Source organism: Sanguibacter inulinus, assembly GCF_013415325.1.
In the GTDB taxonomy this organism is placed as follows: Bacteria; Actinomycetota; Actinomycetes; order Actinomycetales; family Cellulomonadaceae; genus Sanguibacter; species Sanguibacter inulinus.
In genome coordinates this window covers 17,860-28,399 of the sequence record NZ_JACBYE010000050.1, presented here as the reverse complement: position 1 = coordinate 28,399, position 10,540 = coordinate 17,860, and the positions used below count along the sequence as shown (strand labels likewise).

At 71.9% G+C, this 10,540-nt stretch carries 11 protein-coding genes; 4 read left to right on the top strand and 7 right to left on the bottom strand.

Translation table 11 applies throughout. The annotated features are described in order from the left end of the window. Positions 1-6: 6 nt before the first annotated feature. On the top strand, positions 7-393 hold the full coding sequence (locus HZZ10_RS15855) for a RidA family protein (RefSeq protein WP_179914227.1): 387 nt from the start codon (positions 7-9) through the stop codon (positions 391-393). A 169-nt stretch (positions 394-562) separates the two neighbouring features. Here HZZ10_RS15855 and HZZ10_RS15850 read toward each other — a convergent pair whose 3' ends face one another. Further along, positions 563-1,741 (bottom strand): AAA family ATPase, encoded by a 1,179-nt coding sequence (locus HZZ10_RS15850; RefSeq protein WP_179914222.1) that lies wholly within the window; start codon positions 1,739-1,741, stop codon positions 563-565. Positions 1,742-1,868: 127 nt separating this feature from the next. Next, on the bottom strand, positions 1,869-2,630 hold the full coding sequence (locus tag HZZ10_RS15845) for an isoprenyl transferase (RefSeq protein WP_179914221.1): 762 nt from the start codon (positions 2,628-2,630) through the stop codon (positions 1,869-1,871). Positions 2,631-2,902: 272 nt separating this feature from the next. On the opposite strand from HZZ10_RS15845, the gene trhA reads away from it, so the two are divergent. Further along, positions 2,903-3,634 (top strand): PAQR family membrane homeostasis protein TrhA, encoded by a 732-nt coding sequence (trhA, locus tag HZZ10_RS15840; RefSeq protein WP_179914220.1) that lies wholly within the window; start codon positions 2,903-2,905, stop codon positions 3,632-3,634. A 294-nt stretch (positions 3,635-3,928) separates the two neighbouring features. Here the strand turns inward: trhA and HZZ10_RS15835 are convergent, their stop codons facing one another. Genes HZZ10_RS15835 through mca form a run of 3 tightly spaced genes read right to left on the bottom strand, consistent with a single transcriptional unit; the run spans position 3,929 to position 6,025 of the window. Beyond that, positions 3,929-4,780, bottom strand: a complete 852-nt coding sequence (locus HZZ10_RS15835; RefSeq protein WP_179914219.1) for a nitrilase-related carbon-nitrogen hydrolase — start codon at positions 4,778-4,780, stop codon at positions 3,929-3,931. 1 nt (position 4,781) lies between these two features. Beyond that, positions 4,782-5,138: a hypothetical protein gene (locus tag HZZ10_RS15830; protein ID WP_056136695.1), complete on the bottom strand. Its 357-nt coding sequence runs from the start codon at positions 5,136-5,138 to the stop codon at positions 4,782-4,784. Next, positions 5,138-6,025, bottom strand: coding sequence for a mycothiol conjugate amidase Mca (mca, locus tag HZZ10_RS15825; RefSeq protein WP_179914218.1), 888 nt, complete (start codon positions 6,023-6,025; stop codon positions 5,138-5,140). Before mca ends, HZZ10_RS15830 begins: the two co-directional genes overlap by 1 nt. A gap of 223 nt (positions 6,026-6,248) precedes the next feature. Here mca and HZZ10_RS20095 point away from each other — a divergent pair, with 223 nt between their 5' ends. Both HZZ10_RS20095 and greA read left to right on the top strand, forming a co-directional pair. Further along, positions 6,249-6,887: a DUF4307 domain-containing protein gene (locus HZZ10_RS20095; protein ID WP_308507601.1), complete on the top strand. Its 639-nt coding sequence runs from the start codon at positions 6,249-6,251 to the stop codon at positions 6,885-6,887. A 307-nt stretch (positions 6,888-7,194) separates the two neighbouring features. Next, positions 7,195-7,677, top strand: a complete 483-nt coding sequence (gene greA / locus HZZ10_RS15815) for a transcription elongation factor GreA (protein WP_056136687.1) — start codon at positions 7,195-7,197, stop codon at positions 7,675-7,677. A gap of 157 nt (positions 7,678-7,834) precedes the next feature. Here the strand turns inward: greA and ilvA are convergent, their stop codons facing one another. Together ilvA and HZZ10_RS15805 are read right to left on the bottom strand one after the other, a co-directional pair. Then, positions 7,835-9,085, bottom strand: a complete 1,251-nt coding sequence (gene ilvA, locus HZZ10_RS15810; RefSeq protein WP_235533995.1) for a threonine ammonia-lyase — start codon at positions 9,083-9,085, stop codon at positions 7,835-7,837. After that, entirely contained in the window at positions 9,072-10,460 is a 1,389-nt protein-coding gene (locus HZZ10_RS15805; RefSeq protein WP_179914217.1) for an AI-2E family transporter, read from the bottom strand. Before HZZ10_RS15805 ends, ilvA begins: the two co-directional genes overlap by 14 nt. Between the last annotated feature and the right edge of the window lie 80 nt (positions 10,461-10,540).

The window sequence follows — 10,540 nt, the reverse complement described above, 5'->3', positions numbered from 1 at the left end:
ACCCCCATCAGCACCCCGCACGCCCCGGCGCCCGCGCACACCTTCCACCAGGGGGTCCGCAAGGGCCCGTTCGTCCAGGTGTCGGGGCAGGGCCCCGTCGACCCCGAGACGAGTGAGTACCTGTTCCCGGGCGACGTCGCCGCGCAGACGACCCGGACCCTCGAGAACGTCCGGGCGATCGTCGAGGCGTCGGGAGCGAGCTTCGACGACGTCGTCATGCTGCGCGTCTACCTCACGACGCGTGACGACTTCGCCGCGATGAACGAGGCCTACGGAGCCTTCGTCGCGCAGCACTGCCCCTCAGGCGTCCTGCCCAGCCGCACGACGGTGATGACCGGCCTGCCGCGCGAGGAGATGCTCGTCGAGATCGACGCCTTCGCGATCACCGACTGACGCCGCAGCCTCGGGTCGCGGCGTCGCCCGGCCAGCGGACGCGACACTGCGGGCACGGTCGTGCCGAGCCCGGTCTCGTCGAGCACGGTCGTGCCGAGCCCGGTCCTGCCGAGCACAGTCGTGCTAGCTCGTCGCCGTCAGGCCCGACGTGGCTCTGCACCGACCAGGCTCAGCGTTTCGGCCACGCCCAGCGCGGGCTGTCGAGCGGGCCCTCCCGGCCGTCGACGAGCGTCTCACCGACCGACTTCACGAGGTGCACCCGCTCGACGCTCGGCTGCCAGCGCTGACTCCGGCGCTCGTCGTCGAGCGCGTCGAGGAGGATCTGCGAGTGCGTCACGAGGATGGTCTGAGTCCGCTCGGCGCTCGAGAGCACGAGGCGCGCGAGGGCGGGCAGCAGGTCCGGGTGCAGGCTCGTCTCGGGCTCGTTGAGGACCAGCAGCTCGGGCGGTCGCGGTGACCCGAGGGCTGCGAGCAGGAGCAGGTAGCGCAGCGTCCCGTCCGAGAGCTCGGCCGTCGACAGCGGGCGGAGCAGACCGGGCTGGTGCAGCGCGAGACGGAAGAGCCCCGCATCGGAGGTGACCTGGAGCTCGGAGCCCGGGAAGGCGTCGTCGACAGCCCGCTCGAGCTCTCCGTCGGCAGACATCCACTGGATGGTCGCGAGAGCCGCAGCGAGGTCCGCCCCGTCGTCGGCCAGGACGGGCGTCTGCGTGCCGATGTGCGCTGCGCGGGCCGGTGCGTGCGGGTCAGTCCGGAACTGGTCGTAGAACCGCCAGTCCCGCAGGTCGCGGCGCACCCGGAGCATCTCCGGGGCACCGGTGTCGTCGACGAACTCGTCGATCATCGACTCCGAGGTCCGCAGGTCGCGGCTCGACTCCGTCCAGCGGCCCGCGTCGTCGCGGGTCCGCACGTGCCCGCGGCGCCGCTCCGCCTGGAGGGTCGCGGGGCGCAGCACGCCGCCCGACCAGACCGTCTCGGTCTTGATCTCCGGGTCGAGGGCGAAGGGCGAGTCCTGGCTGGTCTGCGGCAGACCCAGGTCGATCGCGTACCCGAGGTCAGGTCCGCTGAAGCCCAGGCGCAGCGCGACAGGACCCGTCCGACGCGTCCCCTCGGTGATCCCACCCGGCCGCGTGCCGTGCTGAGGGCCCGCCCACAGGGTCGAGGGCAGTCCGCCCTCGGCAGCCAGCGCACCGACCACGCGCCCCTGACCGCACGCGGCGAGCAACCTGAGCGCCCTGAAGAAGTTCGACTTGCCGCTCCCGTTGGCCCCGGTCACCACGGTCAGCTGCCCGAGGTCGACCACGAGGTCGCGCAGCGTGCGGTAGCCCTCGACGGCGACAGTCTGGATCATGGGCCGAGCCTACGAGGAGGCGGTGACACCCAGCACTTGCGGCTGTCTGCGCCCGTCAGCGCCGTCAGCGCCGTCAGCGCCGTCAGCGCCGTCAGCGCCGTCAGCGCCCGAGGCGACGTTCGCGCCGTCAGCGCCCGAGGCGACGTTCGCGCTGGGAGTAGGCGCGCAGCGCGCGGAGGTAGTCGACCCTGCGGAAGTCGGGCCAGTAGGCCTCGCAGAAGTAGAACTCCGAGTGGGCCGACTGCCACAGCAAGAACCCGCCGAGACGCTGCTCGCCCGAGGTGCGGATGACCAGCTCCGGGTCGGGCTGGCCGCGGGTGTAGAGGTGCTGGCCGATGTGGTCGACGTCGATCGCGGCCGCGACCTCGTCGAGGGTGTCCCCGGCGGCGGCCCGCTCGGTGAGGAAGGCACGGACCGCGTCGGCGATCTCGTGGCGTCCGCCGTAGCCGATCGCGACGTTGACCTGAAGCCCTTCGACGTCGTCCGTCTGGGCCTGGGCGGCGCGCAGACGCTCGGCGAAGGCCTCGGGCAGCAGGTCGAGCCTGCCCACCACGCGCAGGCGCCAGCGCCGGGTGCGGGACAGGGCGTCGACCGAGTCGCCGATGATCCCGAGCAGGGCGTCGAGCTCTTCGGCACCGCGGGACAGGTTGTCCGTCGAGAGCATCCACAGGGTGACGACCTCGATGCCGAGCTCTTCGCTCCAGCCGAGGAACTCTTCGATGCGGTCGGCGCCGCGGCGGTGGCCGTGGGCCGCGGGCTCGCCGAAGGACTTGGCCCAGCGACGGTTGCCGTCGAGGATCACGCCGACGTGGCGCGGGAGCGGCTGCGAGGAGAGCGCTGCGGCGACGCGTCGTTCGTAGAGCCCGTAGAGCAGGTGGGGCATGCGCACGCGGATTCCTCCGGGAGAGACAGGACAGTGTTTCCACGGTACCGGAGGCGGTGGTGGGAGATGCGCAGCGTCAGCGAAGATGTCTTCACAGGACGCCCGTCCCACGGCGGCTAACCTACGGCAGCGTAGGTTAGGGTCGGGGATGGCCGGACGGGCGTCTGCGGCACCCCCCTGCAGCCCCCCTGCCCGTCCGCCGAGAGACCCCGGAGCACCCCGCTCCGTGCGCCCGCCCGAGCAGCGCCGCGAGCACCGACGACCACCAGGAGCCCCTCATGGCCAAGACCTCCCCGGCCGACGCACCCGGCCCGTCCGCCGAGCCCGGCGGCCCGCTCGAGCGTGTCGCCGACGCTGCTGAGGCCGTCGTCGACGCCATCAAGCCACGGCTGCGCGGATGGATCCACGCGGGCACCTTCCCCGTGGCGCTGGTCGCCAGCATCGTCCTCGTCGTGCTCGCACCGCCCGTCGCCGGCAAGGTGTCGACGGCGATCTTCGGCTTCACGGCGATCTTGCTCTTCGGCACCTCGGCGGTCTACCACCGCGGGACCTGGTCCCCCCGGGTGCATGCCGCGCTGCGCCGGGCAGACCACTCGAACATCTTCCTCATCATCGCCGGGACGTGCACGCCCCTCGCGGTCCTGCTGCTGCCGAAGGCCTCGGCGGTCACGCTGCTCGTGACCGTGTGGGCCGGGGCTCTGCTCGGGCTCGCCGCGCGGATGATCTGGATCGGCGCGCCGCGCTGGGTCTACGTGCCCGTCTACATCGCACTCGGCTGGGTGGCCGTCTTCTACATGCCCCAGTTCGCCAGCAACGGGAGCCCGGCGATCGTGTGGCTCGTGGCGGTCGGCGGTCTCGCGTACAGCGTCGGAGCCCTCGTCTACGGCCTCAAGCGCCCGAACCCGAGCCCGCAGTGGTTCGGGTTCCACGAGATCTTCCACGTGCTCACCGTGGTCGGCTACGGCTGCCACTACGCAGCGATCCTCGTCGCAGTCCTCATCGTCCGCTGACACCCGGGTCACGCGACCCGCTCGACCCACAGTCCGCACGCCCCGGTCCCACCACTACCCGTACCCACCGCGCACCGCCCGCCGCACCCCAGGTCGCACGCGCTGCCGCGAGGTCGTCTGGACACGCCAGATCTGGGGCTGAGGACGGTCGATCCGGCGTGTCTGTACGACCTCGTCGACCACCGGACGACCTCGTGTGCGGGCAGGCGACCTCGTCGTCACGCGTGCGACCTCGTGGGCGGGCAGGCGGCTCGCCGGCTGGCTCCCACCCCCCGGGGAGTCCCAGCCGCCGGGTCAGGCCTGCTGCGCCGGGTCGACCGGGACCGTCGTGTAGCGGCGGTTCGCCAGCGAGGGGTTGCGGTCACGCTCGACGGCCACGCCGTCGGGGTCGACGTCTGCGGTCCGGTACGCCGGGGTGTCACCGAGCTCGATCGCGACCGAGCCGTCGGGACCCACCAGCAGCGAGTGCCCGGAGACCCCCTTGCCAGCCTGGCCCACGGCCACCACGGCGCTGACGTTCTCGATCGCGCGGGCCTGCGCGAGGATCCGCCACTGCTCGACCTTGCCGCGCCCCGCTGCCCACGCCGCCGGGACGACGAGCACCTGCGCGCCAGCGTCGACAAGACGGCGGGCGCTCTCGGGGAACCGCAGGTCGTAGCAGGTCATCACGCCGACCTGCAGACCGGCGACGGTCACGACCAGGGGCGCCGCCGCAGGGTCCCCCGCAGCGAGACGGTCGGACTCGCGGTGACCGAAGGCGTCGTAGAGGTGCACCTTGCGGTACGTCCCGACGACCTCGCCGCCGCGGACCACGACGACGACGTTGCCCGGCAGACCACCGTCGGTCGCCGCGAGCACCATCCCGGCCACCACTGTCAACGAACCGCCCGTGCGGGTCGCACCCTCGACGGCACCGCCCGAGGCGATCTGCCGGGAGGTGAGCTCGCGCAGCGTGCTGACGAAGGGCCCGTCGAGGGTCTCGGCGTGCTCGACGCCCACCCCGGCGGGGTCGTAGCCGTTCGCGTACTCGGGCAGGACGAGCAGGTCGCTCGACACCCGCAGCGCCTCGGCGACAGCGTGCCGCACGACGACGAGGTTGGCGGAGTGGTCCCCGCTCACCTCGGTCTGCGCGATGGTGACGCGCACGTCAGCCCCGGTCGGTGCGCTGGTCGGAGCTGATCCTGTCGTCGAAGACCGCCGAGGCCTGCGGGTCGGCGCCCTGGGAGTGGTTCACCTTGCGCAGCTTGCGGGTCATCGAGAGCATCAGCAGGATCGCGGCGACAGCCACCACGAAGATCGCGAGGAACCCGGCGAGCCCGGGCGAGACGTCCGTGACCTCGAGGTCGGGGCGCATCGTCGGGATCCCCGGCGTGGTCGAGGTGGTGGCGGGCTCAGGGTCCGTCGTGGTCGACGCCGTGACCGCTGCGGAGGACGCCGGGGCGTACCCGAGGGCAGCCGCCTCGACGGGGTCGACCACGGTGAGCGTGCCTGCGGCGAGCGTCATCAGTGCGTCTCCTCGTGCGTGCGGATCCCGGCGAACAGGTCGTCCTCGGGCAGCGTCGTGGCCACGCGCGACTCGGCGAGCTCGTACTCCTCGAAGGGCCACTCGTCGAGCTCGAGGTCACGCGGGACCGCGAAGAAGAAGCCGTCGGGGTCGATCTGCGTGGCGTGCGCGCGCAGCGCGGCGTCGCGGGCGTCGAAGTAGTCCGCGACGGGGACGCGGGTGGTCACCTCGCGCTCGGGGATCTCGCGGGCGGCACGGGACTCGACCCACTCGCCGAAGGGCGACTCGAGCCCGGCCCCGAGCATCGCCTCGTGGACGGCACGGATGCGGGCCATCGAGAAGCCGTGGTTGTAGTAGAGCTTGAGCGGCGTCCAGGGCTCGCCGCGCCCGCGGTAGCGCTCGGCGTCCCCCGCGGTGTCGAAGGCCTCCTTCGACACCCTGTGGCACATGATGTGGTCAGGGTGGGGGTAGCCGCCGGTCGGGTCGTAGGTGGTGATCACGTGCGGCCTGAACTCCCGGACCAGCTCGACGAGCGGCGCGGCGGCCTCCTCGAGCGGCGTCAGCGCGAAGCAGCCCTCGGGCAGGGGCGGCAGCGGGTCGCCCTCGGGCAGACCCGAGTCGACGAAGCCCAGCCAGCGGTGCCGGACCCCGAGAGCCCGGGCGGCCTCGGCCATCTCGACCGTGCGGACCTCACGCATCTCGTCGAGGTCGGTGATCTCGCGCCCGTAGCTCGGGTTGAGGATGCTCCCTCGTTCCCCGCCGGTGCAGCTGACGACCAGCACCTCGACGCCCTCCGCGGCGTAGCGCGCCGTGGTGGCTGCTCCCTTGCTCGACTCGTCGTCGGGGTGAGCATGCACGGCCATGAGCCGCAACGGTGCTGTGGTCACCGCGTCCTCCTAGGGTTCGCCTGTGTGTGCGTGAGTGCGTGTGTGTGCCTGGGTGCGTGCGCGCGACCGTGCGCGTGCAGACGCACCCGTGGATTTCGGCTGTGCGCCGTTCGCGACAATAATCGACAACGACCATGATCCCATCGATGACCGACACCGACCGCCCGAGGGGGCCTCGACGTCGTCACACCGACCGCACCACCGACGCCGGAGAGGCGCACCCGTGACCGAGCACCCGAGCACCCGACCGGACGACGCGCGCCGTCACGACTCCCCCGCCGACCCGACCGCAGCGGCTGGTCCCGCCGACAGCGCGACCTCGGCCCAGGACGCCGGCCTCCAGGCCGAGGGCGGCCCCGGCTCCCCGCGCGATGCAGCGCCCACCCGCCCGGCCGGCTCTGCCCGACCGGGCGGCTCGACCCGACCGGCCCGGCTCACCGACGACGAGGCCTCCGGCACCGCCGCGGGCTCGGCAGCGCCCGTCGCCTCGGGCCGCTACGACACGCGCCGCGGGATCAGCAGGACCACGCAGGTCCGCCTGGCCGTCGCCGCCGTGACTGTCGCGGTCCTCTCGATCGCCTGGGTGACGATGGGCCCGACGGCCAGCACGGTCCGCGGCAAGGACTTCGGGTACTCGGTGAAGGGGCCCGAGGCCGTCGACATCACCTTCGACGTCGCCAAGCCCAAGGACTCGACTGTCGTGTGCACGGTCGAGGCGCTCAACGAGAACTACGCGCAGGTGGGCACCAAAGAGGTGACGATCGGCCCCGCGGAGGTCTCCGAGGCCCGCTACACCACGACCATCGCGACGACCGAGCTCGCGGTGACCGCCGTCGTCGACGAGTGCGTGCTCGTCGACTGACCCTCGGCGGTCCGGCCTGCCGGCCGACCCGTCCCGCCTGACCGGCTGATCACCCGTCCTGGCCAGTCTGCTGCCGTGCCCGGTTCTTCTGCATTGCTATACTGACGGATTCAGACGCTGACCCGGCTCGTGCCGATCGTGCTCAGGCGCACTGAAGCCGGGAGCCACTGACGTCACCAGCTGACGCAGACGATCGACGGGTCCCTGCCCACGTGCACGCTGTGCCGACAGGCCCGCGCCTGGGCAACCCACCACTCGAGTCATCGCGGCCGCGCACGACGCGTCCGTGACAAGGAAGGAGCGACCTGTGGCAGAGAACGACGTCACCTGGCTGACCCAGGAGGCACACGACCGACTCCAGGCTGAGCTCGCGCACCTGACGGGTGAGGGCCGCACGGACATCACCGACCGCATCGCGGCAGCCCGCGACGAGGGCGACCTCAAGGAGAACGGCGGCTACCACGCGGCACGCGAGGAGCAGGCCAAGAACGAGGCCCGCATCCGCGAGCTCACGGAGAAGCTGCGGTCTGTACGCATCGGCACCCCGCCCGACGACGGCGTCGTCGAGCAGGGCATGGTCGTGACCGCCGAGGTCGCCGGAGACGAGATGGTGTTCCTGCTCGGCTCGCGCGAGATCGCCGACACGACGGACATCGACGTCTACTCCGAGAAGTCGCCGCTCGGCGCCGCGATCCTCGGCAAGAAGGTCGGCGAGACCGCCTCGTACACGGCGCCCAACGGCAAGGACATCGCGGTCTCGATCAAGGACGCCAAGCCGTACAGCGGCTGACTCCTTCGGTGACCGAGCCCGTCGACGGCTCGGTCACAGAGGACCGGGGCAGCAGCCAGGCAACCGCCAGACGACAGGAGGGGCCGCACCAGACGGTGCGGCCCCTCCTGTCGTGCGTGACGCGCACGGGCGCAAGGAGCCAGGCAGGCCCAACCCCTCACTCGGAGAGCCTGTACCCCTCGCCCCGCAGGTGGTCGAGGAGCGCCGCGCAGTGCTCGGGCCCCTTGGTCTCGACCTGCATGGTGACCTCGACCTCGTCGATCGCGAGGTCGACGCCCGTGCGCACGTGGTCGACGTGCATGATGTTCCCGCCCGAGCGGGCGAGGTCCTGCAGCAGGTCGGCGAGGGCGCCGGGCCTGTCGACGAGCCGCACCCGCAGCTGCATGTACCGACCGGCCGCGGCAAGCCCGTGACGCAGCACGCGGAGCAGCACGAGAGGGTCGATGTTGCCGCCCGACAGCACGGCGACCACAGGTCCCTCGTACTCCTCGGGGTGCGCCATGAGCGCAGCCACCCCCGCCACCCCGGCCGGTTCGACGATGAGCTTGGCGCGCTCCGCGACGAAGAGCAGCGCGCGGGAGATGTCCTCCTCGGACACCGTGCGGATGTGACCGCCGCCGTCCTTGATGATCTGGAAGGGCACGGCACCCGGTGTGCTCACCGCGATGCCGTCGGCCATCGTCGAGGCCGTCACGGTCTTGACGGGCTCTCCGGCCGCGAGGGACTGGAGGTAACCCCCTGCGCGGGCCGCCTGGACCCCCACGACGCGCACGTGCGGGGCGACCGCAGCCATCGCGGCCACGACGCCGGCCCCGAGCCCACCGCCGCCGACAGGCACGACGATCGTCTTGACGTCGGGGACCTGCTCGAGGATCTCGAGGGCGACGGTCGCCTGCCCGGCCACGACGTCGACATGGTCGAAGGGGTGGATGAGCACGGCACCTGAGCGCTCGGACTCCTCGCGGGCCGCCGTGAGGACGTCGTCGACGGTGGTCCCGACGAGCCGGACCTCGGCCCCGTACTCCCGGGTCGCCGCGACCTTGGGGAGCGCAGCGTCGGTCGGCATGTAGACCACGGCGCGGATGCCGAGCAGCCGCGCGGCGAGCGCGACACCCTGCGCGTGGTTGCCGGCGCTCGCCGCGACGACGCCGCGAGCACGCTCGTCCGCGTCCAGGCGTGACATGCGCACGTAGGCGCCACGGATCTTGAAGGACCCGGACCGCTGGAGGTTCTCGCACTTGAGGTAGACGGGCGCACCCACGATCCCGGCGAGCGCGCTGCTGCGCTCGACGGGCGTGACGGTCGCGACGCCCTCGAGCGCGCGGGCAGCGTCACGGATGTCCTCGATCCCGACGGCGAGCTCGTGGTGGGGACGCTCGGGCACAGTCGACAGGTCAGTGCTCGTCACGATCCCCCTTGCTCAGGTCGGGGGCGGAGGCCGGTCCCGACGTCGTCTCCGTCGTCGTGACGGTCTCGGTCGCCGTGGTGGTCCGGGTCGTCGCGGGGACGCCCGCGGCGAGCATGTTCTCGGCGCTCATCACCATGACCGCCCGACGCCCTGCGGGCCTGACGTCGACGTGGTCGTCGAAGCCGAGCTCAGGGAACTTGTCGTGCCCGTGGAAGTACAAGAACACCGTGTTGAGCACAGCGACGACCGGCACGGCGAAGAGCGCGCCGACGATCCCGGCGGTGAGCGTCCCGGCGGTCACGACGAGCAGGACCGCGACAGGGTGCAGCGAGACCGCGTGCCCCATGAGCCACGGCTGGAGGACGTTGCCCTCGATCTGCTGCACCAGCAGCACGACACCGAGCATGATGAGCGCCTGCCAGGGCCCGAGCGCGACGAGCGCGACCAGGACAGCCATCGAGCCCGTGACGATCGCGCCGACGAAGGGGATGAACGAACCGATGAACACGAGCACACCGAGCGGCAGCGCGAGCGGGACGCCGATGATCGCGGCCCCGATGCCGATGCCGACGCTGTCGATGAAGGCGACGAGGATCTGCGTGCGGGCGTAGGACGCGAGGGTCACCAGCCCGCGACGACCGGCCTGGTGCGTACGCTCGCGGGCGCTGCGCGGCAGCAGGCCGACCAGCCACGACCAGATGCGGCGTCCGTCCATGAGGAAGAACAGCGTGCAGAACAGCGCGATGACCGACCCGGCGAGCACCTGACCGACCGTGGTGGTGACCGACAGGGCACCGGACAGCAGCGCCGAGGAGTTCTCCTCGAGGGCTGCGAGACCGCTGTCGAGGTAGCCGTTGAGCGCCTCGTTGTCGATGTGCAGCGGGCCGTCGGCCAGCCACGTGAGAGCCTTCTGGAAGCCCTGGACGGCCTGGTCGCTGAGGTCGCTGATGCCCGAGACGATCGAGCGTCCCGCGACGACCACGAGCAGCACGATCCCGGCGACGAGCAAGATCACCGAGGTCGCGGCAGCGAGGGCCGGCGAGAACCTCGCGCGGCGACGCAAGAAGCTCGAGACCGGCTGCAGCAGCACGGTGAGCAGCAGCGCGACGGCGACCGGGATGATGACGACCTTGAGGTACGCGACGAGCGAGAAGACCACGGCGAGCGCTGCGGCGATCGCGAGGAACCTCCACGCCCACGACGCGGCGGCCTGGACGCTGTGCGTCACGACCGACGACTCGGCGTCTCGGGGACGCGCGGCCGTCGACGACGCGAGGGTCGTCGAGGTCACGCGGACCGCGTGCACACCGTCGTCGACGGCGCCAGAGGCGTCGGGGCTGCTGGGCTGCTGTGCTGGGCGCCCGGAGTCGCTCATGTGCTGGAGACCTCTCGTCGTGCGTGGTCGGAGGGCGGCCGATAGGTCGGCCGGCTCTGAGACTAGGTGCGCGGGGCGCT